The 23,188-nt window shown below is 66.7% G+C and carries 19 protein-coding genes and 1 riboswitch; of the genes, 7 read left to right on the top strand and 12 right to left on the bottom strand.

Translation table 11 applies throughout. The features are described from left to right. Positions 1-289, top strand: a 289-nt coding sequence (locus BUA29_RS05095) for a transposase (RefSeq protein WP_143148813.1), incomplete at its 5' end; no start/stop codon positions are given. On the opposite strand, the gene BUA29_RS05100 is transcribed toward BUA29_RS05095, so the two are convergent. The 3 genes from BUA29_RS05100 to metX are packed head-to-tail and all read right to left on the bottom strand — an operon-like array spanning position 248 to position 2,957. Beyond that, on the bottom strand, positions 248-694 hold the full coding sequence (locus tag BUA29_RS05100; protein WP_072755541.1) for a Rossmann-fold NAD(P)-binding domain-containing protein: 447 nt from the start codon (positions 692-694) through the stop codon (positions 248-250). The genes BUA29_RS05095 and BUA29_RS05100 overlap by 42 nt on opposite strands. After that, the gene (gene metB / locus BUA29_RS05105; RefSeq protein ID WP_072755542.1) at positions 691-1,899 is read right to left on the bottom strand and encodes a cystathionine gamma-synthase; all 1,209 of its coding nucleotides are present in this window, start codon (positions 1,897-1,899) and stop codon (positions 691-693) included. Before metB ends, BUA29_RS05100 begins: the two co-directional genes overlap by 4 nt. An 11-nt stretch (positions 1,900-1,910) precedes the next feature. Continuing rightward, positions 1,911-2,957: a homoserine O-succinyltransferase MetX gene (gene metX, locus BUA29_RS05110; protein WP_072755543.1), complete on the bottom strand. Its 1,047-nt coding sequence runs from the start codon at positions 2,955-2,957 to the stop codon at positions 1,911-1,913. 88 nt (positions 2,958-3,045) lie between these two features. Next, a riboswitch (SAM riboswitch) is annotated at positions 3,046-3,172 on the bottom strand. A gap of 97 nt (positions 3,173-3,269) precedes the next feature. Here metX and BUA29_RS05115 point away from each other — a divergent pair. Further along, the gene (locus BUA29_RS05115) at positions 3,270-4,106 is read left to right on the top strand and encodes a M23 family metallopeptidase (RefSeq protein ID WP_072755544.1); all 837 of its coding nucleotides are present in this window, start codon (positions 3,270-3,272) and stop codon (positions 4,104-4,106) included. A 9-nt stretch (positions 4,107-4,115) separates the two neighbouring features. Here the strand turns inward: BUA29_RS05115 and BUA29_RS05120 are convergent, their stop codons facing one another. Then, positions 4,116-5,216 (bottom strand): HDOD domain-containing protein, encoded by a 1,101-nt coding sequence (locus tag BUA29_RS05120; RefSeq protein ID WP_072755545.1) that lies wholly within the window; start codon positions 5,214-5,216, stop codon positions 4,116-4,118. 121 nt (positions 5,217-5,337) lie between these two features. Here BUA29_RS05120 and BUA29_RS05125 point away from each other — a divergent pair, with 121 nt between their 5' ends. Continuing rightward, positions 5,338-6,939: a peptide chain release factor 3 gene (locus BUA29_RS05125; RefSeq protein ID WP_072755546.1), complete on the top strand. Its 1,602-nt coding sequence runs from the start codon at positions 5,338-5,340 to the stop codon at positions 6,937-6,939. Between the two features lie 100 nt (positions 6,940-7,039). Here the strand turns inward: BUA29_RS05125 and BUA29_RS05130 are convergent, their stop codons facing one another. From BUA29_RS05130 to mtgA, 3 genes are read right to left on the bottom strand one after another with little or no spacing between them, the layout of a single operon-like run. Then, positions 7,040-7,468, bottom strand: a complete 429-nt coding sequence (locus BUA29_RS05130; RefSeq protein WP_072755547.1) for a CBS domain-containing protein — start codon at positions 7,466-7,468, stop codon at positions 7,040-7,042. Further along, positions 7,428-8,471: a glycosyltransferase family 2 protein gene (locus tag BUA29_RS05135; RefSeq protein ID WP_072755548.1), complete on the bottom strand. Its 1,044-nt coding sequence runs from the start codon at positions 8,469-8,471 to the stop codon at positions 7,428-7,430. Before BUA29_RS05135 ends, BUA29_RS05130 begins: the two co-directional genes overlap by 41 nt. A 12-nt stretch (positions 8,472-8,483) precedes the next feature. Further along, complete coding sequence (mtgA, locus tag BUA29_RS05140; protein WP_072755549.1) at positions 8,484-9,239, bottom strand: monofunctional biosynthetic peptidoglycan transglycosylase; 756 nt, start codon at positions 9,237-9,239, stop codon at positions 8,484-8,486. 108 nt (positions 9,240-9,347) lie between these two features. Between mtgA and hslO the strand changes: the two genes are divergently transcribed. Beyond that, on the top strand, positions 9,348-10,247 hold the full coding sequence (hslO, locus tag BUA29_RS05145) for an Hsp33 family molecular chaperone HslO (RefSeq protein WP_072755586.1): 900 nt from the start codon (positions 9,348-9,350) through the stop codon (positions 10,245-10,247). A gap of 146 nt (positions 10,248-10,393) precedes the next feature. Then, positions 10,394-11,257 (top strand): XOO1806 family protein, encoded by an 864-nt coding sequence (locus tag BUA29_RS05150; RefSeq protein WP_425443767.1) that lies wholly within the window; start codon positions 10,394-10,396, stop codon positions 11,255-11,257. A 257-nt stretch (positions 11,258-11,514) separates the two neighbouring features. On the opposite strand, the gene aceE is transcribed toward BUA29_RS05150, so the two are convergent. From aceE to rsgA, 4 genes are all read right to left on the bottom strand, one after another. Next, positions 11,515-14,205 carry a pyruvate dehydrogenase (acetyl-transferring), homodimeric type gene (gene aceE, locus BUA29_RS05155; protein WP_072755551.1) on the bottom strand — a complete coding sequence of 897 codons (2,691 nt, stop codon included), beginning with the start codon at positions 14,203-14,205 and terminating at the stop codon, positions 11,515-11,517. A 132-nt stretch (positions 14,206-14,337) separates the two neighbouring features. Continuing rightward, positions 14,338-16,638 carry an NADP-dependent malic enzyme gene (locus BUA29_RS05160; protein ID WP_072755552.1) on the bottom strand — a complete coding sequence of 767 codons (2,301 nt, stop codon included), beginning with the start codon at positions 16,636-16,638 and terminating at the stop codon, positions 14,338-14,340. Positions 16,639-16,725: 87 nt separating this feature from the next. After that, the gene (locus BUA29_RS05165) at positions 16,726-17,991 is read right to left on the bottom strand and encodes a flavohemoglobin expression-modulating QEGLA motif protein (RefSeq protein WP_072755553.1); all 1,266 of its coding nucleotides are present in this window, start codon (positions 17,989-17,991) and stop codon (positions 16,726-16,728) included. Continuing rightward, positions 17,978-19,057: a ribosome small subunit-dependent GTPase A gene (rsgA, locus tag BUA29_RS05170; protein WP_072755554.1), complete on the bottom strand. Its 1,080-nt coding sequence runs from the start codon at positions 19,055-19,057 to the stop codon at positions 17,978-17,980. The genes BUA29_RS05165 and rsgA overlap by 14 nt, the downstream gene beginning before the upstream one ends. Before the next feature lie 114 nt (positions 19,058-19,171). On the opposite strand from rsgA, the gene BUA29_RS05175 reads away from it, so the two are divergent. Beyond that, the gene (locus BUA29_RS05175) at positions 19,172-20,431 is read left to right on the top strand and encodes a pyridoxal phosphate-dependent aminotransferase (RefSeq protein WP_072755555.1); all 1,260 of its coding nucleotides are present in this window, start codon (positions 19,172-19,174) and stop codon (positions 20,429-20,431) included. Between the two features lie 30 nt (positions 20,432-20,461). On the opposite strand, the gene BUA29_RS05180 is transcribed toward BUA29_RS05175, so the two are convergent. Continuing rightward, the gene (locus BUA29_RS05180) at positions 20,462-22,102 is read right to left on the bottom strand and encodes a serine hydrolase (protein ID WP_084602358.1); all 1,641 of its coding nucleotides are present in this window, start codon (positions 22,100-22,102) and stop codon (positions 20,462-20,464) included. 125 nt (positions 22,103-22,227) lie between these two features. On the opposite strand from BUA29_RS05180, the gene BUA29_RS05185 reads away from it, so the two are divergent. Next, positions 22,228-23,175 (top strand): DMT family transporter, encoded by a 948-nt coding sequence (locus tag BUA29_RS05185; RefSeq protein WP_072755556.1) that lies wholly within the window; start codon positions 22,228-22,230, stop codon positions 23,173-23,175. Positions 23,176-23,188 lie beyond the last annotated feature (13 nt).

The raw sequence follows: 23,188 nt of genomic DNA on the forward strand, positions 1-23,188 counted from the left end.
CGAACCGCTGCTCCGAAAGTGGGTCTCTTGGGCACGACGGTGTCGGCTGACGCCCTTCAAGAAGCTCGGTGCCACCATCCGCGACCACCTCACCGGCATCCTGCGGCATTTCGACACCGGCCTGTCCAACGGCCAGGTCGAGGCCTTCAACGCCCAGATCCAGGCCGCCAAGGCCCGCGCCAAGGGCTATCGCACTGACGCCAACCTGATCGCCATCAGCTACCTGCTGTGCGCCAAGCTCAGGCATCTACCCCGTCACCCTTGGCTCCATGCTCCCCATCAGACATGAACCGTTTCCACTGGAATCGCGATTGAGCCGCTTGTTGGCGGTCACCACATGGATGCCACGCGCCAGCCAGTCGGCATGGCAGGCAGCAACCGCATCGGCGGCAGTGGCATCGATGACGATGCGGCAGCCGGTCTCGCCCAACGCTGATGTGACCTGAGCCAACGCCATCCCCGGCGTCGCCCGCGCCAGCAGTGCCGGCAAGGACGTGTCAGGCACCAGGCGATCGCGGCAGATCAAGCGCGAGTTGGCCACCAGAACCGGCTGCAAGCGCTGCCCGAACGGTGTGCCCTGCCAGGCCCGAAGTCGCTCCCACACCGCCGTGCCGACGGTGCCGGTGCCGAGCAGGGCCACGGCGGCTGGCGCTGCCGTTTCGACAACCGGCAAGACCAGACCAGGCGCGCTCATGTCGCCGCTTGCGCACGCGCCAGTGCCGCCTGCAGATCGGCGCGCAGGTCATCGAGGTGCTCGATCCCCACCGACAGCCGCAACAGGCCGTCGGTAATGCCGGCGCGGGCGCGCGCCTCGGGGCTCATCGCCGCATGGGTCATGCTGGCCGGGTGTGCGATCAGGCTTTCCACCCCACCCAGCGATTCGGCCAGAGTGAACCAGCGCAAGCCGTCCAGGAACGCGCGTACCGCCGCTTCGCCTCCGTCCAGCTCGATGCTGAGCATGGCCCCGAAGCCGCGTTGCTGGCGTGCTGCCAGCGCATGCCCGGGATGGCTGGGCAGGCCCGGGTAATGCACCGCCCGCACCGCCGGATGGCCCTGCAGCAGCGCCGCCAACGCCTGCGCGTTCTCCTCATGCACGCGCAATCGCGCCCCCAGCGTGCGCAACCCGCGCAGGGTGAGGAAGCTGTCGAACGGCGCCCCGGTAAGACCCAACGCATTGGCCCACCACAGCAGCTGTGCGTGCACTGCCTGCTCGCGCGCCACCACCGCACCACCGACCACGTCGCTGTGGCCATTGATGTACTTGGTAGTGGAGTGCACCACCAGATCCGCACCAAAGTCGATGATCGGCTGCTGCCACAGCGGCGAAAGGAAGGTGTTGTCCACCACCGCCTGTGCCCCCACCCGGCGTGCCGCCGTGATGACGGCGGCGAGATCGGTGATGCGCAGCAGCGGGTTGGACGGCGTTTCGATCCATACCAGGGCCGGCCGCACGGTCTGTACCGTGTCCACTGCCTCCGGCCCGGTCAGGTCGGCACTGACCAGCTTGAACGCGCCCTGCTCGGCCAGCGCGTTGAACAGCCGCCAGCTGCCGCCGTAGCAGTCATGCGGCACCAGCAACGTCTGCCCAGGCCGCAGCAGGGCATGCAGCACCAGCGTGACGGCAGCCATCCCGGTGGCGGTCACCACCGCACCGGCACCGCCCTCGAGTTCCGCCAGCGCCTCCGCCAGCAGATCGCGGGTGGGGTTGCCACTGCGGGTGTAATCGTAGGCGCGCTTCCGGCCAAACCCGGCAAAACTGAAGTTGGATGACAGCACCAGCGGCGGCGTGACCGCACCGAAACTCGGGTCGCGATCAATGCCGGCACGCACCGCACTGGTGACCGGGTGGCTGTTGTCCTGCGGGCACGCTTCGGGTACGGCATCGCGATAGGAATGCATCGGCGATCTCCTCAACGAACGCCCGGCAGCGGCGCCGCCAGCTCGCTGGCCAACAGCGCATCCATGCGCACCACATCCTTCAGGAAGGCGTCATGACCGTACTCGGAGCGCAGCACGCGCAAGCGGCCGTGGCATCCCAGCCCTTCCTGCAAGGCCACGGCATCGGCCAGCGGCACCAGACGATCGCCTTCCACTGCAATCACCGACACCGGCAGCCGAATCTGGGTGGGATCGACGGAATGCAGATCGATCGACTCCGACAGCCGCCACCAGGCGGTCACCGACATGCGGCTCAAAAAGCGCACCCCGACCGTGTCCAGATATTCCTCGGCGGCCACCTGCACCCGGCCATTGACCAGTCGCGGCGGCGCATCGAAACGCTGGGCGAACTCCTCGGGTGTGCGATAGCTCAGCATCGCCAACTGACGCGCCAGGGACAGCCCGATGTCCTCGGCACATTGCAACTGGCCCAGCGCGACCACCTTGCGCTGCAAGGCGCGCCAGGCCGCCGCATACGGATGTGGACGATGCGCGCCGCTGACCGCCAGCAGTCGGCGCAGCCGCTGCGGGTGCCGCACCGCCAGTTGCAAGCCGACCAGCGCCCCATAGGAATAGCCCACCATCACATCCAGCCGTTCGATCGCCAGGGCATCCAGCAGCAGGGCAAGCGCATCGGCCTGATCAGCAGTGTCGATCGGGGCATCCAGGGCGCCATCGGCACCGATGTAATCGAATGCCAGCAGCCGCCAGCGCCGCGGATCCAGCGCACGGCCCTGGGTCAGCAGCGCCTGCGACCAGCCCGGCGCCGGATCGACCGCATTGGCCAGCAGATGCCGATGGGCACTGATTCCGCCCGCGATCACGGCCAGAGGCGCGCCCTCCGGCCCAGTCAGTTCATAGTGCAGGCGCAGGCGCTGGGTACCGGCATGACGGGTGGCCAGCACGGCATCGACGCTGCCACGTCTGGCCGGCACATCGGCCAGCGGCTTGGCAGCGACCTCGGCACGGGCAAAGGCATGCGATGGGCGCGGGGCGCAGGTGTCGAAATAGGGACGCACGGCAGACTCCGGAACAGGTGGACAGGGCCATCGGAGTCATGCGGAGAGGCGGAATGCGTGACAGACACAAGCCCGCATGTGCGGTCTTGCCCCATCTTCCGGCAGACGCTGCTGAACAGGTCCCCGCAGGATTTGGCACCTCACGGCAGACATGACGCCTGCCGCAGGTTGCCCCGGCTTCCAAGGGCCTGTCCCTCCGCCGGTCTCGATGGATGACCACAGTGTGCACAAGGCACCCGGCATCTGTCAATCGCTTTATCCGCATGAAGCGATGACACAAACGAATGCCGACAGCCCGGGCATACTGGCGCCATGACCCGCGCCCCCCGTTTACGCGCCCTGTTGGCGTTGATCACGCCTACGCTGGCGCTGACCCTCGCCCCCACCCTGACCGCACCCGGCGCCCGCGCCACCGACCCACCCGCCACGGTGGCCCGGCTGCGGCTGGAAGCCGGCGATGGGCAGTATCTGGCCTGGGCCGACAACCTGCTGGCTGGGCCCATCGAAGTCCGGCTGGACGCGGCTGGGGCCCCGCCCGCATCCAGCCAGCCACCACTGCCGGCGCGGGCCAGCGTCGCGCCCGGCGCCAGCACGCTGCTGGCCTATCTGCGCCCGCCACCCGGCAGTGGCCAGCTACACCTGCGCCTGACCGCCACGCCAGGCAGTTCCAACGCACGTCCGCGTGACGTTGCCTATCTGCTGCCGCTGGCACTGCCGACGGCACGGATCGACCAGGGATTTGCGGGAGCCTTCAGTCATCAGGATGCGGAAAACCGCTACGCGCTGGATCTGGCGGCCCCGGAAGGCACGCCGGTACTGGCGGCGCGGGCGGGGGTGGTGATGCAGGTGCAGACGGGCATGCCCGAGGCCAGCCCGGCGCAAACGACGGACGCGCTCAAGCGCGCCAACTTCATCCGCATCCTGCATGCAGACGGCAGCATGGGGCTGTATGCGCATCTGTCGGCGGTCGAGGTTCGGCCTGGCCAGAGCGTGCAGACCGGCGATCGCATCGGCCTGTCCGGTAATACCGGCTACAGCACAGGGCCGCATCTGCATTTCGCCGTGCAGGTCAACCGGGGCATGCAGCTGATCTCGATTCCGTTCCGGCTGGCCGGGCCGACCAGTGCCGCACCGCCTGAGTCGCACTGATCGCGCGGCTCACTCGTCGGCGCCGACCGGCTCTGCCGGCTGTACCCAGGCCTGCCATTGCGGCAGGCGATCGAGCATGCCAACCGAACGCAGATACTCGACATCGGGGTCGCGCCCGGCCACCAGCGCCGTGGCCACGTGCACCGCGCCGGGCACCCAGAAGCCAGCCGCCCGCAACCGACCCGGTTGATGCTGGTAGGCCACTGCCTCCACGATCGGCATCGGTAGGCCCCACAGCCCCAGCAGGTAGGCCCCGGCTTCGGCGTAACCCGGGCCGGGCTGATCCGGCGCACCCGAGGACACCCCCGGCAGCAACCGACCGACTTCGGCCAGCAGGCTGGCCGTGGCGGCCAGCTCCGCGCTGGGGCCGGGCAGCAGCCGTCGGGCCAGATTCGAGGCGCGCAGGGCGCGATCCTGCATCGCCTCGCGCTCCTGGCTGGGGATGACACTGGAACTGCTGAATGCCTCGATGGTCAACACCATCCGCAGCAGGGTCTGATGCCCCAGCCGGGTGACCGCAGCGCGCATATCGGTAATCTCGCGCCCGCCGGAAAAATAGGCAGAGTTGCACAGGCGCAACACCTTGGCGGCAATCGCCGGATCCTGCGACAGGGCCTGGGCGATTTCTGCATTGCTGGCATCCGGGTCGCGCAGCAGACGGGTCAGCTGCAGATACAGGCGCGGTGGCGGCGGCAGCGAGTTGACCCGCCCAAGCACGCGCTTGAGCTCCTCGTTGTCCAGCAGCTCGCGCAGATCGACCACACTCTCCACCGCGTTCACCAGCTCGATCGGATCCAGCGGTCGGGCCAGCACGCGATGGGCGCCATCCAGGCCCTGGGCAATGTCCACGCTGGCTTCCTGCACATCCTGATCCAGCAGCAGGATACGCACCGCCTGCGGATACAACGCCGCCACCCGGGCCAGCAGCTCCGGGCCACCGATCGGCCCCGGCCGCAGCCCGCATACGAACACATCGAAGGCCGACATCGCCGGATCCACCGAAGTCCCCACCGGCAACCAGTCGATGGTCCAGTCCAGACCGAAATCGGCCAGCACGGCGTCGAACTCCGCGGCACGAGCCGCGTCCTCTCCGGCAATCACGATGCGCACGTTGTGACTCCTCCTTTGCCGCGCCACCGGCAGATTACACCGTGACCGCGCCCGTTGTGGATACCCCGGCCGGCTCGCCCCCGGCAATGGCCCGACCGGTGCTGCCGGCTATACTTTCATGATGACAGACGTTGCTTCCGAAGCCGCCCGCCGGCGCACATTCGCCATTATTTCCCACCCCGACGCCGGCAAGACCACGCTCACCGAAAAACTGCTGCTGTTCGGCGGTGCGATCCAGATGGCCGGTTCGGTCAAGGGACGCAAGGCCGCCCGCCACGCCACCTCCGACTGGATGGCGCTGGAAAAGGAGCGCGGCATCTCGGTGACCAGCTCGGTGATGCAGTTCCCGTATGCCGGGCGCATCGTCAACCTGCTCGACACACCCGGCCACGCCGACTTCGGCGAGGACACCTACCGCGTGCTCACCGCGGTGGACTCGGCGTTGATGGTGATCGACGTGGCCAAGGGCGTGGAGGAGCGCACCATCAAGCTGATGGAGGTCTGCCGGCTACGCGACACGCCGATCATGACATTCATCAACAAGCTCGACCGCGAAGGCAAAAACCCGATCGAGCTGCTGGACGAGGTCGAGTCGGTGCTGAAGATCCAGTGTGCACCGGTGACCTGGCCGATCGGCATGGGCCAGCGCCTGAAAGGGGTGGTGCACCTGCTGACCGGCGAAGTGCATCTGTACGAGCCCGGCCGCAACTTTACCCGCCAGGACTCCACCATCTTCGCCTCTATCGACGATCCACAGCTGGAAGCGCGCATTGGAGCTCAGATGCTGGCCGAACTGCGCGAGGAGCTGGAGCTGGTGGCAGGCGCCTCACATTCGTTCGATGCCGACAAATATCTGCGTGGCGAGCAGACCCCGGTGTTCTTCGGCTCGGCGGTCAACAACTTCGGCGTGCAGCTGCTGCTGGACTTCTTCGTCGAACACGCGCCATCGCCGCGTCCACGCGCCACCACCACGCGGCAGGTGCAGCCGGAGGAAGACCGGCTCACCGGGTTCGTGTTCAAGATCCAGGCCAACATGGATCCGCAACACCGCGACCGGGTGGCCTTCATGCGCATCTGCTCGGGCCGGTTCAGCGCCGGCATGAAAGCCTTCCATGTGCGCAGCGGCAAGGAGATCAAGCTGGCCAATGCGCTCACGTTCATGGCCTCCGACCGTGAAATCGCCGAGAGTGCCTACCCCGGTGATGTGATCGGCATTCACAACCACGGCACGATTGCCATCGGCGACAGCTTCACCGAAGGCGAGCTGCTGTCGTTCACCGGCATCCCCAACTTCGCGCCGGAGTTGTTCCGCCGGGCACGCCTGCGCGACCCGCTCAAGCTCAAGCAGTTGCAGAAAGGGTTGGCGCAGTTGAGCGAAGAAGGCGCCACCCAGTTTTTCCGGCCGCTGCTGAGCAACGACCTGATCCTGGGCGCAGTGGGCATGCTGCAGTTTGACGTGGTCGCCTACCGGCTCAAGGACGAATACGGCGTCGATGCCGGGTTTGAACCGGTCAACATCGCCACTGCGCGCTGGATCCGCTGCGATGACCCGAAAACGCTGGAGGAATTCCGCGAAAAGCACGCCGCCCATCTGGCGCTCGATGCCGCCGGCGAACTGGTCTATCTGGCACCCAGCCGGGTCAATCTGCAGCTGGCCCAGGAACGCGCACCCAACGTGCAGTTCATGGCCACCCGCGAGCACGCGCAGGCGGTGGCGTTCTAAGCCGCCGCCCGCACTCGGCTTGCACGACGGCGGCAGCCGGCCTGCGGTTCAACCCCCAGGCGATCAGGTTGCCTCCTCGCGCACGCCGTAAAAGGCGGAGTCAGGATGCGATGTAGCGCTGCAGATGCTCCAGCGTCTGCTGCTGTTCCTCGATCACCGCCTTGACCAGATCACCAATCGACAGGATGCCCACCAGTCGGCCGTCCTCCAGCACCGGCAGATGCCGGATGCGGCGGTCGGTGACCAGCTGCATGCAATGCTCCACGGTGTCGGCGGGGGAAACCGTGCGCACCTGACGGGTCATGATCTCGCGCACCGGGGTGTCCTTCGAGGCACGGCCCTGCAGCACCACCTTGCGGGCATAGTCTCGCTCGGACACGATGCCGACCAGGCTTGCTCCCTCCATGACCGGCAACGCCCCGATCTCGTGCTCGGCCATCACCCGCAACGCCTCCAGCACTGGCGCATCCGGGCCGATCGTGATGACCTCATGGGGTTTGCCGTCCAACAGCTGTCGTACCGTACGCATGGTCGTCTCCTTGCGGGCCAAAACGCTGTTGCCGTGAGCTTACTCCCATTGCCGGCTGCCAGGTATCGACCAGATAGAGCGGGCGCTGCTTGGCCTCCTCATAGAGCCGGCCCAGATACTCGCCGATCATGCCGAGCGCCATCAGCTGCACCCCACCCAGCAGCAGGATGACCGCCATCAACGACGGCCAGCCCGCCACTCGATCGCCCCACAGCAGGGCGCGCACCACCACCCAGGCGCCGAACCCGAAGGCCAGCAGCGCGGTCGCCAGCCCCACGTAGGTCGCCACCCGCAACGGCACGGTGGAAAAGCTGGTCAGCCCTTGCAGGGCAAAGTTCCACAGCCGCCAGACACTGAACTTGCTGCGCCCGCCCAGCCGCGGCGCGCGCTGGTAGGGCACCTCGATGGCACGAAAGCCGATCCAGCCGAACAGGCCCTTCATGAACCGCTGCCGCTCGCGTAACTGCCGCAACGCGGCCAACGCCCGTGGCGACAGCAGGCGGAAATCGCCGGTGTCACGCGGCACCGGGGTCGCCGACAGACGCCCCATCAGCCGGTAGAACAGGTGCGCACTGACCCGCTTGAACCAGCTTTCGCCCTCACGCGCGATACGCACCCCGCGCACATCGTCATACCCCTCACGCCAGCGGGCGACAAACTGCGGCAACAGCTCCGGCGGATCCTGACCATCGGCATCCAGGATCAGGGCCGCACCGCAGGTCACCTGGTCCAGCCCGGCGGTCAGTGCCGCCTCCTTGCCAAAGTTGCGCGACAGCCGCAGCAGCGCCACCCGGGCATCTTCGCGTGCAAATGACTGCAGCAACGACCAGGTGCCATCGCGGCTGCCGTCATCGACGAACAACAGTGTCGCCACCAGCCCGTCGCGTTCGGCCATGTCCAGCGCCGCGCGCAATCGCGGCCACAACACCGGCAATGCCTCGGCCTCGTCGCAGGCAGCGACGACCAGCGTGATGCAACGATCCTGTTCGGCAATCGGGTCCATGCCTGCGCTCCCTCAATCAAGTGCGCGTACCACGCCCAGCCCACCCAGCGCCGCCATCTGGCGCTGGATCATCTGGGCGCGGCGTTGCACATACGGCCCGGGCCGGGCAGCGTCATAACGGCGCGGACTGGGCAGCACCGCGGCCAGGCGCGCCGCCTCCGCCGCCGACAGGGCGCGCGCATCTTTGCCGAAGAAATGCCGCGCCGCCGCCTGCGCACCGTAAATACCGTCGCCGAACTCGGCGATGTTGACATACACCTCCAGGATCCGCCGCTTCGGCCACAACGCCTCGATCAGCACCGTGTACCAGGCCTCAAGCCCCTTGCGCAGCCAGCGGGTCGCCCCCTGCCCCTGCCACAGAAACAGGTTTTTGGCAGTCTGCTGGCTGATCGTACTGGCGCCGCGCAGCCGCCGCACCGGAGTACCGCGCCGCTCGGCGCGGGCGATCATCCGCTCGTTGTAAGCCTGCGCCTTCTGGATCGCCTCGAAATCAAACCCGTGATGGCGCGGGAAGTTCTGGTCTTCGGCCGCGATCACCGCCAGTGGCAGCTGCGGGGAAATCTGCGCCAGCGGGCGAAAGTCATACGCCACCCGAAACCCCGGCTCACCTTCAGCCGCAGCGTCCAGCCAGCGCGCCAGCATGAACGCCGACAGCGGCGGATCGACGACACGCAACACCAACACCTGGACCACGCTCACAACCAGCGCCAGCACTGGCAGTTTCCACCACCAGCCGCGCAGGCGATGCCGCCAGCCCTTGCCACTCATGCCGGCCCACCTTGCTGCCGGCGGCAGCAAACCCCATTACTCTGTCGATCCCCAACACACGTTCCGGCGCATCCCCACCTGCGCCTGCTTCCGATTTCCATGCAGACCATGCCCAACTCCCAAGACACGTTATTGCGTTTTCTGTTGCCGACTGCCGGCGTGCGTGGTGCCATCGTGCACCTGGATCACGCCTGGCAGGCCATCGTCGAACACCGCCATTATCCGGAGGTCGCCGCCGCTTTGCTGGGGGAAGCCGCCGCTGCGGCCGCGCTGTTTGCCGGCCATGTCAAAGTCGACGGCCGGCTGTCGATCCAGCTGCGCAGCACAGGCGCACTTGCCACCCTGTTCGCCGAGTGCACGGCCAAAGGCGGTCTGCGTGGCATCGTCCGGCTGCGCGACGGCGCCCACCAGGTTCCTTCGGATTTGCGCCAGCTCGGCCACGACGCCCTGCTGGCCATCACCATCGAAAATCCGCCCCTGCGCGGCGACGAACCAATGCGCTACCAGGGGCTGGTGGGGCTGCAGTCGAGCCGGCTGGATGCCGCCTTCGAAACCTATTTCGCCCACTCCGAACAGCTACCAACCCGTCTGCTGCTGGCCTGCGACGGCACCCGTGCGGCCGGTCTGCTGCTGCAGAAATTGCCCGGCAGCGGTGGCGATGAAGACGGCTTCCAGCGCGTCAGCGCCCTGTTCGACACCCTGGATCGCGAGGAACTGCTGGCCCTGCCGCCAGCGGAGACCGTTCACCGCCTGTTCCACGAGGAGCTGCCAGAGCTGCTGGGCGAAAAACCGATGCGATTTGCCTGCTCCTGCTCACGCGAACGGGTGGAAGCCATGCTGGTCGCCCTCGGCCCCGAGGAAGCGCAGGCCGCGGTGGCTGCAGGCGACGGCCAGGCACAGGTGACCTGCGAGTTCTGTGGTCAGCGCTACCACTTCGACGCCGATCAGGTGGCAACGCTGTTCCACCAGGCCGAACGATCCCTGCCCGGGCCGCCCTCGTTGCAGTGAGCCAGCCGCGACCACCTGCGGGGCGCAGTAACGCCGCACGGCATTGTTAAATAAACATAAATGCGCTATAACAATCCTCGCCACAGTCGATAATCCCCTCAGGAACTTTCGGCCCGCTCACCCAGTCTCAGTCCCACGCCATGTCCATGCGACTTGCCCCTGCCATCGCTACCGTGCTCGCCCTGGCACTCGCCAGCGGTGGCGCGTGGGCGCAGCAGAGCCGGCAGAGCCCACGCAAGGACACGCGCATGGTGCCGGTGCTGAACAAGAGCAGCGGCAAACTGGAAGCCGTGCTGATGCTGGAGCCCGCCAACGGCCCAGGTGGCAACCGCTGGCGATTTGGCAACACCACGCTGGAAGCCACGTTCGGCCTGCAGTCCGGCAACGCGCTGGCTCTGTTGTGTGACCGTCGTAATGGCGCCAGTTCCGCCCTGCTGCAACTGGCCAGCGACTGCGTGCTGGCCTCGCTGCAACCTGGCACCCAATCGAGCGGCATCAGCAAGCACGCCAACGCAGGCGTCGATCTGGTTCGCCCGGGCGGCACGCTTGGATTCAGCCTCGGCAGTGGCCACGACACACTGCCCGCCTGGCTGGGCCAAGGCACACTTGGCGGTGCCCGCTATGTCCAGAAAGACATTTCGCTCTTTGCAGAAAAATCGCTGGGCCGCGAAGGTTTCATCAATGTCGGCGGAACCGTTGCGCGCGCCCGTCTGGTTCCCGCCACTGAGGTGCCGCAACTGGCCGACCAGTGGAATACCCGCAGCCTGAGCATCGGCGGCGGCTACGGCAATTTCGGCGCCAGCATCATCGGTCGCATCGTCAACGTGCCGGGCGAAAGCGACATCTGGAAAGGCGTGGGGCTGGGGCTGACCTGGCGTACCCCATGGAACGGCCAGCTCAGCGTCGGCGCCGACAACGTCATCACCCGCGGCAAGAATCCGTTCGCCCCCAAGGGCAGCGAGAGCGACGAAGGCACCGTGCCTTACGTTCGCTATCAGCAGGATCTGTGAGCCTGTCTGGGCGCAGATGCGCCCTGGCTTGCCAGCCTGATTGCCCGGCGCTGGCTCCCCCTTTGCGAAAGGCCTGAGCACCCCCATCGCCATCGCTTACGCGACAGGCCACGCTCATATCCAATGCGTGTCCAGGTGCAGCGCGCTCGCAAACTTGCGTTTGCCTGATGTCTTTCGCACCCCGAGCCCGGACATGAGCCGGGCTCGGGGTGGACTGGCATTGTCTGCCCCGCCAGAGCTGCGCGGCAGGCGCCGTTTCAGGCCAGCAGCGGGTTGGGCTTGTCGGGGTCGAGCCGGTACAGCTTGATCGCGCGTGCCACGTCCTTGGCGGTGAGCTTGCCATCGGCCGCCAACGCGGCCACTGCGGCATGGGCCACATGGTAGCGGTCCACCTCGAAGTGGCGGCGCAGGTTTTCCCGGGTATCGCTGCGGCCGTAGCCATCGGTGCCCAGTACGGTGTAGCGCATCGGCACGTATTCGCGGATCTGGTTGGCGAACGCGCGCACGTAGTCGGTGGCGGCGATCGCCGGGCCTTGGCGACCTTCCAGCAACTGGGTCACCCACGGCTTGCGTGGGGTTTTGGCGTCCGGATGGAAGCGGTTCCAGCGCTCGGCATCGACACCATCGCGCGCCAGCTCGGTAAAGCTGGGGCAGGACCAGATGTCGGCCTTGATACCGAAATCGGCATCCAGCAGATCGGCAGCAGCGATCACTTCGCGCAGGATGGTGCCGCTGCCCATGAGTTGCACCCGCAGCTCGCCCTTCTTGGGCTTGCCGGCATCACGGAACAGATACATGCCCTTGATGATCCCCTCCTCGCTGCCGGCCGGCATCTCCGGATGGGTGTAGTTCTCGTTCATCAGGGTCAGGTACCAGTACTCGTCGTGCTGCTCGGCCAGCATGCGCTGCATGCCGTGCTGAATCAGCACCACGACCTCATAGGCGAAGGTGGGGTCATAGCTGCGCACATTGGGGATCAGCGCCGCCTGCACGTGGGAGTGACCATCCTCGTGCTGCAAGCCCTCGCCATTGAGCGTGGTACGCCCGGCGGTGCCGCCCAGCAGGAAACCACGCGCACGCATGTCGCCGGCCTGCCAGGCGAAATCGCCGATGCGCTGGAAGCCAAACATCGAGTAGTAGATGTAGAACGGCAGCATCGGCAGGTCGCTGACGCTGTAGCTGGTGGCCATGGCCATCCAGCTTGCAAACGCGCCAGCCTCGGTGATGCCTTCCTCCAGCACCTGGCCGGCGGCATCCTCGCGGTAGAACATCAGCTGGTCGGCGTCCACCGGCTTGTACTTCTGGCCCTGCGGCGCATAGATGCCGAGCTGACGGAACAGGCCCTCCATGCCGAAGGTGCGCGCTTCGTCAGCCACGATCGGCACGCAGCGCGGCCCGATCTGCTTGTCGCGCAGGATGATGTTGAGCATCTGCACGAACGCCATGGTGGTGCTGATCTCGCGCTCGCCAGTGGACTTGAGCAACCGCTCGAAGGTGGACAGCGGCGGCACCTTAAGCGACTGGCTGGACTTGCGGCGACGCTGCGGCAGGTAGCCGCCCAGCGCGGCGCGGCGTTCCCGCATGTATTGCAACTCGGGTGATTTTTCGTCGGGACGGTAGAACGGGATGTTGCCGTCCTTGAGCTGGGCGTCGCTGATCGGCACCTGGAAACGGTCGCGGAACGCCCGCACCGCGTCGTCGTCCAGCTTCTTGGTCTGGTGGGTGGGATTGAGCGCCTCGCCCGCTGCGCCCATGCCATAGCCCTTGACGGTCTTGGCCAGGATCACGGTCGGCATGCCATGGGTGTTCATGGCCGCGTGATAGGCGGCATACACCTTGTGCGGATCGTGACCGCCACGGTTGAGCCGCCAGATGTCCTCGTCGCTCATGTTGGCGACCATCGCCAGCGTCTCCGGCGACTTGCCGAAGAAATGCTCGCGGGTGTAGGCACCGCCAAAGGCTTTGCAGTTCTGGTACTCGCCGTCCACCGTCTCCATCATGATCTTGCGCAGCGCACCGGTGGTGTCTTTGGCCAGCAGCGGATCCCAGTAGCTGCCCCAGATGCATTTGATGACGTTCCAGCCGGCGCCGCGGAACTGGCCCTCCAGCTCCTGGATGATCTTGCCGTTGCCACGCACCGGGCCGTCCAGACGCTGCAGGTTGCAGTTGACCACAAAGATCAGGTTGTCCAGACCCTCGCGCCCGGCAACCCCGATGGCCCCCAAGGATTCGGGTTCGTCCGTCTCGCCGTCGCCCAGGAAGCACCACACCTTGCGGTCGGTCTTGGGCATCAAACCGCGCGCTTCGAGGTATTTCCAAGCACGCGCCTGGTAGATCGCGGCCAGGGGCCCCAACCCCATGCTCACCGTGGGTGCCTGCCAGAAATCGGGCATCAGCCAGGGATGCGGATAGCTGGAGATGCCACGCCCGTCCACTTCCATGCGGAAATGATCGAGCTGGGACTCGCTGATCCGGCCTTCCAGGAAGGCGCGCGCATAGATGCCGGGCGCGCTATGGCCCTGGATGAAGATCAGATCGCCCGGATGCGCCTCGGACGGTGCCCGCCAGAAATGATTGAAGCCCACGTCATAGAGCGTGGCAGCGCTGGCGAAGCTGGCGATGTGCCCCCCCAGCGAACCGGGCTTGCGATTGGCCCGCACCACCATCGCCATCGCATTCCAGCGGATGATCGAGCGGATCCGCCATTCCAGATGCGGGTCGCCCGGCATCGGTGGCTCCAGATGCGGCGGGATGGTGTTGATGTACTCGGTGGTCGGCGAGAACGGCAGATGCGCACCAGCGCGCCGGGTCAACTCGACCATGCCTTCCAGCAACTGGTGCGCGCGCTGCGCGCCGTCATGGTCGATCACCGCTTTGAGCGATTCGATCCACTCCCGGGTTTCCTGGGGATCGGGGTCGTCATGCAGCAGATCGTTGAGCCAGTCCATCGCGCGTCCTCCACCGGTTCGGGTCGAGGGCGCAGTCTAACAAGCCCGGCGCGGCTTCGGCGGGCCGCAGCGCGGGCTTTTTTATTTTTACCCGGATCATTCAACCCAGCACTATTCCTGCCGCGCCGCCGTTTATCCGGCGCGCATCTTGCGCTCGGCACGGATCTGCGCGTCCACCGCCGCCAGCGCAGTCATATTGACGATACGACGCACCGAGGCGGCCGGCGTCAGGATGTGCACGGGATGATCCAGCCCCATCAGGATCGGCCCGATCGCCACCCCGCCGGTGGCCACCCGAACCAGGTTGTAGCCGATGTTGGCGGCATCCAGGTTGGGCATCACCAGCAGGTTGGCCCGGCCTTTGAGCGGCGTGTTGGGGAAGATCCGCTGGCGCAGTGCTTCATCCCAGGCGGTATCGGCCATCATCTCGCCGTCCACCTCCAGCCTGGGCGCGCGCTGGCGCAGGATTTGATACACCCGGGCCATTTTCTGCGCACTGGCGTCGGTGTGGCTGCCGTAGTTGGAGTGCGACAGCAGCGCCACCTTCGGCTCGATGCCAAACAGCTTGAGCCGGTAGCTGGCCTGCAGCGTCGCCTCGGCAATCTGCTCGGCACTGGGGTCGACCTGCACGTGGGTGTCGACGAAGAACCAGGCCCCCTGGTCGTTGAGCACCCCGGTCATCGCTGCCGTGCCGGTCACGCCCGGCTCGAAGTCGAACACGCTGCGCAGGTAACCCAGCTTCTTGTGGTAGCGGCCGACGATGCCAGTAATCAGTGCATCCGCCTCGCCACGTTTGACCATCATCGCCGCGATCAGCGTCGGGCGCGACCGCATCAGGTTCTTGGCGGCATCCGGAGTCACCCCGCGACGCTCGGTGAGGGCGTGGTACTGGCGCCAGTAGTCATCGAAGCGCGGGTCGTCGTTGATGTTGGTCAACTCGAAATCCACCCCGGCGCGCATGCGCAGGCCGAGCTTCCTGATCCGGCTTTCGATCACTTCCGGGCGACCGATCAGGATCGGGAACGCCAGCCCTTCGTCGATCACCGTCTGCACCGCGCGCAGCACCACGAACTCCTCGCCCTCGGCATACACCACCCGCTTGCGGTCGGCGCGAGCGCGTTCGTACACCGGCTTCATCATCAGACTGGTGCGGTGGATGAACTGACCAAGCCGCTCGCGGTAGGCATCGAGATCGGGCAACGGCCGGGTGGCCACGCCAGACTCCATCGCCGCCTGCGCTACCGCTGGCGCCAGCTCGGTCAACAGGCGAGGATCGAAGGGGCGCGGGATCAGATAGTCACGGCCAAACGTCGGCACCTCGCTGCCATAGGCTGCGCCCAGGTCGGTGGACTCCATTCGCGCCAGTCGGGCGATGGCGCGCACGCAGGCCAGCTTCATCGCCTCGTTGATCTGGGTGGCACCGACGTCCAGCGCGCCACGGAAGATGTAGGGGAAGCACAGCGCGTTGTTGACCTGGTTGGGGAAGTCGCTGCGTCCGGTGGCGATGATCGCGTCCGGCCGCACCGCCCGCGCAACGTCCGGCATGATCTCGGGGTACGGATTGGCCAGCGCCAGGATGATCGGATTGTCCGCCATCGTCGCCACCATGTCCGGAGTCAGGATGCCGCCGGCCGACAGCCCCAGGAACACGTCAGCCCCCGCGACGATCTCGGCCAGGGTGCGCTTGTCAGTCGGCCGCGCATAGCGGGCCTTGTCCGGGTCCAGGCCGGGCCGACCCGTATACAGCACACCCTCGCGGTCATAGGCCAGGATGTTTTCCGGCCGCACGCCCAGCGACACCAGCATGTCCAGGCAGGCAATCCCGGCTGCCCCGACGCCGGTGGTGGCCAGCTTGACCTCATCGATCTTCTTGCCAGCCACTTCCAGCGCGTTCAACACGGCAGCGGCGACGATGATGGCGGTGCCGTGCTGGTCATCATGGAACACCGGAATCTTCATGCGCTCACGGAGCTTGCGCTCGACGATGAAGCACTCCGGCGCCTTGATGTCCTCCAGATTGATGCCGCCAAAGGTGGGCTCCAGGCTGGCAATGATGTCCACCAGCTTGTCTGGATCTTTTTCCGCGATCTCGATATCGAACACGTCGATACCGGCGAACTTCTGGAACAGCACGCCCTTGCCTTCCATGACCGGCTTGCCGGCGAGCGGGCCGATGTCACCCAAGCCCAAGACCGCCGTGCCGTTGGAGATCACCGCCACCAGATTGCCGCGGGCGGTGTACTCGCTGGCCTTGGTCGGGTCGGCTGCAATCTCCTCGCAGGCAAACGCCACACCCGGCGAGTAGGCCAGCGCCAGATCGCGCTGGGTCACCATCGGCTTGGTGGCCACCACCCGGATCTTGCCCCGGGGCGACATACGGTGATAGTCGAGTGCAGCCTGTTTCAGATCGTCACTGCTGGCATGATCGGACATCGCAACATCTTCCTTGCGCAAGAATGGCGATGATACTGGCTTTGCCGTGATCGCGGCCTGATGGCACACCGCAGCGCCGCCGCACGCTTACATGTCGAAGATATCGAACGCCTCGCTGTCGCTACCCAACTGCGCCAGCCGGATCCGGTTGGCAAACAGCGAAAACGCCAGTTGCGCCGCCAACCCATGCGCACGTGCCACCCATGGCGGTACCCAGCGCGGCTCGACCAGCACGCCGGCCTGGAACAGCGGCTCGAAACGCAACACATCGCCCAAGGTCATCTTGCCGGCGAACAGCCAGTGGCACAGCCGTAGCTTGCGGTGCTTAAGCGCCCAGCGGAAAAACGTGTGCACACCGATCAGGCCGCGCAGATACACGGTGTCCTTGGTGAAGGCAGCGCCGCCGGTGGTGGGCACGCCGCGGAATACCCGCTGCGCCGATGTGAAGCTTTCCACCTCGCTCTGGCCGGATTCGAGGAAAAAGCGGAACACCTGCAGAAAATCGGCACCCGCCATGGCCATCGCCACTGCCTCGATGCGCAGGCTGATCCGCTTGAGTCGCTCGATGTCGATGCTGCCGGTGATCTGCTCGGAAAACACCGCCAGCCCCTCCTGGGTGGCAGTGACGCGCGGCGAGGACAGCCCCAGGCTGGGCAGATTGGGTTGCTGCTGCCCGTTGAGTGCGGTCAGCGAATGCACGAACGCTTCGTGCTGAAGCAACTGCTGCACGTCGTAATCGGAAAACGCCGCGCCACTGCGCAGGCGGATGCGACGGGCACCGGCAGCCGCTTTGGCGATCAGGTCGGGGTCCAGCACCACGTCGATGACGCGGCCACCGAAAAACTCGTCCAGCTCGGCCTGCAACCGCAGCGCCATCGCCTCGGCAGACACCTGTACCTGCTCGACATCGGCCACCAGCTCACGATCGAGGGTATCGGCCACGCGCAGGAAATGATTGGCCGCCTCGCGGGTGGAAATGCCGCCCGGCAGTGCCTGATCGGGGGTTCCGAACAGGGCGATCGACAGATCGGTCACCCGGGATGACCCCAGGTTTTCCAGCAATTCGGCGGCCAGCGTCCAGCCCTGGGTGGATTCCACCAGATACTGGCCGAGTGGATGCGACGGATCAGCCGCCGCCGCAATCGCCGCCAGCTCGCGGCGCACCTCGTCGAAGGTCACTTTCGGATAGACCGGCGCGGGCAGCCGTGGATTACCCCGTGCCCAGCCCGCCAGGAAGGTCTGCTGCTCACTGGCCGGCCAACTGGCGAGATTGAGCAGGCGGATCGGCTTGGCGGCACGCGCCAGCCGCGCATCCAGGGCAGCATGATGCGCAACGGGATCAATGCCGGCCATGCTGCCCCTGCCCCGGCGACCGCACCGCCCCAGTCCGGGCCGCCACCTTTTCGGCGCGACTACGGGCCGCCGCATCCACTTCCTGCCGCAACTTGCGGTAATGCGCCAGCCGCGCCTCGCTCAGGGCACCGCTGGCGACCGCCGCGCGGACCGCGCACCCCGGCTCCTGATCATGCAGGCAGTCGCGGAACCGGCACTGTTCGGCCAGCGACTCGATGTCGGCAAAACTCTCGCTGACATCCTCTTCTCCGGTCGGTTTGAGTTCACGCATGCCGGGCGTGTCGATGATGCAGGCCCCAGACGGCAGGGCCAGCAGGGCGCGATGGGTGGTGGTGTGGCGACCACGGGCATCGCGTGCCCGCACCGCGCCAGTCTTCATCCGCGCCTGGCCGAGCAAGGTATTGGTGAGGGTGGATTTGCCGGCGCCCGAGCTGCCCACCAGCACCACGCTCTGCCCCGGCTGGAGCCAGGGCGCCAGCGCGACGGCCGCATCCGGGGAGCGGGCATCCAGCATCACGTGCGGCACCTGCAGTCCGCGCAATGCCTGCTGCGCCACCGTCACATCCACGGCCAGATCAGCCTTGGTCAGCACCACCACCGGCTGCACGCCATGCCCGGACACCAGCAGCAGGTAGCGTTCGATCCGGCGCGGATTGAAATCGCCGTCCAGCCCGCAGACCACAAAGGCGGTATCGATATTGGCAGCGATCACCTGCTGCCGGTAATGCTCACCCGCTGCACCGCGCTTGATCGCAGAAAACCGTGGCAGCAGCGCGACCATGCGCAACCCATCGGGCGAGGCGCCTTGCACCAGCACCCAGTCACCCACCGCCGGGCGCTCTTCGGGCGCGATGTCGCCCTTGCGATAGCTGCCGGCACGCTGCCACTGCGGCAACGATTCGGCCGGAAACGCCTGCCCGGGCGCCTCAGCCACCCGGTAGCCACTGCGGTGCTGTTCGACGATGCGGGCCGGTCGCGCCTGCGGATGAGCCTGCATCAGCGCCCGCCAGGCCGGATCGAGGTCGGCCGGCGTCCAACGCCAGCCGATGGCGGACAGGTCGGTCATAGTGGGCAATGCTCGGTCATGGCGCCGATTCTAGCCCCCACCCGCACCCGACAGGCACGCGCCGCGCCCGGTTTTCCGTTAGGCTGATTCGTCCCGATCCGCACCCCCCAGCCGATGTCCGCATTCAACCCCCGCCACAAGATCGCCACCCGCACCCGCCTGTCGGAAGTCCGCTACGAAATCCGCGGCGAACTGGCCCGCCGCGCCCGCGAGCTGGAAGCGCAGGGTCGCAAACTGATCAAACTCAATATCGGCAACCCTGGCGCATTCGGTTTCCGCGCACCGGAACCGCTGCAGCGCGCCATCGCCGACCACATCCATCGCACCGATCCCTACACCCACCAGCAGGGCCTGCCCGAGGCGCGTGAGGCCATCGCCGCCTTCCACCAGCGGCGCGGCACACCGAATGCGGTGCCGGAACGAGTCTTCATCGGCAATGGGGTCAGCGAACTGATCGACATCGCCCTGCGCGCCTTGCTCAACCCGGGCGAGGAAGTGCTGGTGCCCTCCCCGGACTACCCGCTATGGAGCGCGGCCACCATCCTCAATGACGGCCGCCCGGTGTATTACCGGCTGGACCGCGACAACGGCTTCCTGCCTGATCCCGAGCAGATCGAATCGCTGATTTCCTCGCGCACCCGCGCCATCGTCCTGATCAACCCCAACAACCCCACCGGCGCCAGCTATCCGCGAGAACTGCTGGAACAGATCGTGGAAATCGCCCGCCGCTACCGGCTGTTGCTGCTGGTGGACGAGATCTACGACGGCATCCTGTACGACGACGCGGTGTTCCAGCCGGTGGCGCCGCTGGCCGGCGACCTGCCCTGCTTGAGCTTTGGCGGCCTGTCCAAGGTACATCGCGCCTGCGGCTGGCGGGTCGGCTGGGCGGTGCTGTCAGGCGATCCGCTCGCCTGCGGCGACTACCATCACGCGCTCGACCTGCTGGGCGCGCTGCGCCTGTGCGCCAACGTGCCGGGGCAGTTCGCCATCGAGCAGGCGTTGCACGGCGGCGACACCATCAGCGCGCTCACCGCGCCCGGCGGCCGCCTGTACGAAACCCGCCGCGCCCTGATCGAAGCCTGCCGCGCCAGCGAGCATCTGGCGCTGGTACCGCCCGCCGGCGCGCTGTATGGCTTCCCGCGCGTGGTCGGCCCGGCCGCGCAGGGGTTCGACGACCACGACTTCGCGCTGGAAATGCTGGAACAGGAACACGTGCTGATCGTGCCCGGCACCAGCTTCAACGTGCCTTACCGCGACCACTTCCGGGTCACCCTGCTGCCCGAAGCCGACCAGCTGCGCGAAGTGTTCATCCGCATCGACCGCGTGCTATCCCGGCGCGCCGAAGCTGCCCAGGCGCGCAGCGCGGTGGCGTGACACCGCCCTGCCGCCGCATCGGCGGCAGGGTCAGCGGCGATCCACCGGCACCAGGCGCAGATCCTGGAAATCAAAGCTGAAATCGGTCAGCGGCGATACCGGCTCCATCCGCACCTCGCGGATGCGGCCATCGGCATCCAACGCAAAGCTGACGAATGCATCGGCATTCAGGCTGCGGTCGCGCCAGCGCACGATGAAGCTGTCGTGCTGCCAGTGCTGCAGATCACCGAGCAACTGGGCGGTACGCGAGAACTGCATCTCCAGGCCGTTGCGGCCCTGGCGGATGATGACATCGCCATACCACGGATCACGGTAGGTGCCGGCGTACTTCGCCAGCGGCAGCGAGGGCGTGCTGTTGCGATCGCGCGCGGCGACGTGCTTCTGCCAGTCCTCATCGGCATTGCTCTGCGCCTTGGCGAACGCGGCGGCCTGCCCTTTGAGCCAGTCATGGCCAGTCAGCCCCAACATCATGTCCAACGCCTCGTAGGTGATGGCGTTGAAGGCCTGTCCGACCTCGGCATTGGTCAACACCACGACGCCAATGCCCTGATCGGGCAGCAAGGTCAGCCGCGACACCTGCCCCGGCCAGCCGCCGGTGTGCCAGACCAGTTTGTGCCCGGCATAGTCGGACAAAAACCAGCCCTGGCCATAACCGGAGAAGTTGGGTGTGGCCGGTGCCAGCTCCGGAATCGAGGCCGGCCGTACCGGGATCGGCGTCAGCACCGACCACATCTCGCGCAGGCGCGCCTCGGAGAACAGCCGCTTGCCACCGCTGCCGGGAATCACGCCACCGGCCAGCAGCGCGTTCATCCACTTGCTCAGGTCGTGCACGCTGGCATAGACACCACCGGCACCGGAGACGTTGTGCCAGGTGGTGGGCGTACGAATCGGGCGCAAGTCCTTGAAATCGAACCGGGCATGCCCGATGGCGACATTGTCGCCAGGCTTAAGATCGTCGGCATTGAAGCGCGTTTCGGTCATGCCCAGCGGTTGCCAGATGCGGGTCTGCAGGAACTGCTTGAACGACATCCCCGCGACCTGCTCCACCACCAGACCGGCCACGCCGAACAGGATGTTGTCGTAGGCGTACTGCTCGCGGAAGCCGCCGGTCAGCGGCACGTCCTTGAGCCGTTCCGCCACCTCGCGCGCGGAATAGGTGGTGGTGGGCCAGTACAGCAGGTCGCCAGCGCCCAAACTCAGGCCACTGCGGTGCGCCAGCAGGTCGCGGATGCGCATCTCGCGCGTCACGTAGGGGTCGCTCATGCGGAACCACGGCAAGTGGTCGATGACGCGATCGGTGGTCTTCAGCTTGCCGTCGTCCTGCAGGATGTTCAGCGCTGCAGCGGTGAACGCCTTGGTGTTGGAGGCAATGGCGAACAGGGTGTGCTCATCCACCCGCTCCGGTTTGCTCAGCTCACGCACGCCGTAGCCGCGTGCCAGCACCACCTGACCGTCCTTGACGATGGCCACCGCCACCCCGGGCACCTCGAACTGCTTTTGCACCTCGGCGACGAAGGCATCAAAGCGCGCCAGCCGCGCCGCATCCGGCAGCGACGCGGCCAGCGGCGCCACCCGATCATCGACCCGGATTGGCGGCGCCTGCTGCGCCAGCACCGGGGTCGCGGTGCTCAGGGTCAAGGCCAGGGCCAGGGCGAGCGGGGCAATGCGCATGGCAGGGTGTCCTCGATGGAAATCGAAAGCCCGAGTATGCCGCCCCCGAGGCGCTCCGGAATGCGCCATCGGTCATTGCCGGCGACCATTGCGCGCGCAGCCCCGCGCCCCCGGATAATGCGCGGATGCGAACCCCCGAAACGACCCGCGCCCTCTGGCAGATTCATCTCTGCGTACTGCTGTGGGGCTTTACTGCCATCCTGGGCAAACTGATCTCGCTGCCCGCACTGCCGCTGGTGTGGTGGCGGATGTTGATCGTGGTGGCCGTACTGGCTCTGCTGCCGCGGGTCTGGCGCGGCCTGCGGATGATGCCCGCCGGTATCCGCTGGGCCTACGCCGGGATCGGAGTGTTGGTGGCGCTGCACTGGCTGACCTTCTACGGCGCGATCAAGCTGTCCAACGCCTCGGTGGCGGCGACCTGTATCGCCTTTGCCACGCCGATGACCGCGCTGGTGGAACCGCTGCTCACCCGCCAGCGGTTTCGTCCGACCGATCTGCTGCTGGGGCTGGCGGCGTTGCCGGGGATCTGGCTGGTGGTCGGCGGCGTGCCGGCGGGCATGCACGCCGGGATCCTGTCCGGGGTGGTCTCGGCCCTGCTGGTGGCCCTGTTCGGCAGCCTCAACAAGCGGATGGTCGATGCCGGTGATCCACTCACCGTCACCGCGCTCGAACTCGGTGCCGGCACCCTGACCCTGACCGTGCTGGCACCGCTGATGCCGTTGCTGGTGCCAGCGTTCGCCGGCCCGCTGCTGGTGCTGCCTTCGGCGCAAGACGGCCTGTGGCTGGTACTGCTGGCGCTGGCCTGCACGCTGCTGCCGTTTGCGCTGTGCCTGGTGGCACTGCGCCACCTGTCGGCATTTACCGCGCAACTGTCGATCAACCTCGAACCGGTCTATGCCATCGTGCTGGCGGCGGTGCTGTTTGGCGAGCAGCAGGAACTGGCACCCCGCTTCTACGGCGGTGTCGCCATCATTCTGGGGGTCGTGTTCGCACAGGGGCTGCTGGCGGGCCGACGCCCGCCCGCACATGCCGAGCAGGCCGCCGTGAGCGAAGCTCACCAGCTCACTGAATGATCCCAAGCCCCAA

It is taken from the genome of Thermomonas hydrothermalis (assembly GCF_900129205.1).
Lineage (GTDB): Bacteria > Pseudomonadota > Gammaproteobacteria > Xanthomonadales > Xanthomonadaceae > Thermomonas > Thermomonas hydrothermalis.

Coding starts and splice junctions, on each gene's coding strand:
- metB (WP_072755542.1), bottom strand. CDS start 1,899: ATGCATTCCTATCGCGATGCCGTACCCGAAGCGTGCCCGCAGGACAAC.
- rsgA (WP_072755554.1), bottom strand. CDS start 19,057: ATGACCGACCTGTCCGCCATCGGCTGGCGTTGGACGCCGGCCGACCTC.
- BUA29_RS05185 (WP_072755556.1), top strand. CDS start 22,228: ATGCGAACCCCCGAAACGACCCGCGCCCTCTGGCAGATTCATCTCTGC.
- BUA29_RS05180 (WP_084602358.1), bottom strand. CDS start 22,102: ATGCGCATTGCCCCGCTCGCCCTGGCCCTGGCCTTGACCCTGAGCACC.
- BUA29_RS05175 (WP_072755555.1), top strand. CDS start 19,172: ATGTCCGCATTCAACCCCCGCCACAAGATCGCCACCCGCACCCGCCTG.
- BUA29_RS05130 (WP_072755547.1), bottom strand. CDS start 7,468: ATGCGTACGGTACGACAGCTGTTGGACGGCAAACCCCATGAGGTCATC.
- BUA29_RS05135 (WP_072755548.1), bottom strand. CDS start 8,471: ATGGACCCGATTGCCGAACAGGATCGTTGCATCACGCTGGTCGTCGCT.
- BUA29_RS05115 (WP_072755544.1), top strand. CDS start 3,270: ATGACCCGCGCCCCCCGTTTACGCGCCCTGTTGGCGTTGATCACGCCT.
- hslO (WP_072755586.1), top strand. CDS start 9,348: ATGCCCAACTCCCAAGACACGTTATTGCGTTTTCTGTTGCCGACTGCC.
- BUA29_RS05160 (WP_072755552.1), bottom strand. CDS start 16,638: ATGTCCGATCATGCCAGCAGTGACGATCTGAAACAGGCTGCACTCGAC.
- mtgA (WP_072755549.1), bottom strand. CDS start 9,239: ATGAGTGGCAAGGGCTGGCGGCATCGCCTGCGCGGCTGGTGGTGGAAA.
- BUA29_RS05165 (WP_072755553.1), bottom strand. CDS start 17,991: ATGGCCGGCATTGATCCCGTTGCGCATCATGCTGCCCTGGATGCGCGG.
- BUA29_RS05150 (WP_425443767.1), top strand. CDS start 10,394: ATGCGACTTGCCCCTGCCATCGCTACCGTGCTCGCCCTGGCACTCGCC.
- BUA29_RS05100 (WP_072755541.1), bottom strand. CDS start 694: ATGAGCGCGCCTGGTCTGGTCTTGCCGGTTGTCGAAACGGCAGCGCCA.
- aceE (WP_072755551.1), bottom strand. CDS start 14,205: ATGGACTGGCTCAACGATCTGCTGCATGACGACCCCGATCCCCAGGAA.
- BUA29_RS05125 (WP_072755546.1), top strand. CDS start 5,338: ATGACAGACGTTGCTTCCGAAGCCGCCCGCCGGCGCACATTCGCCATT.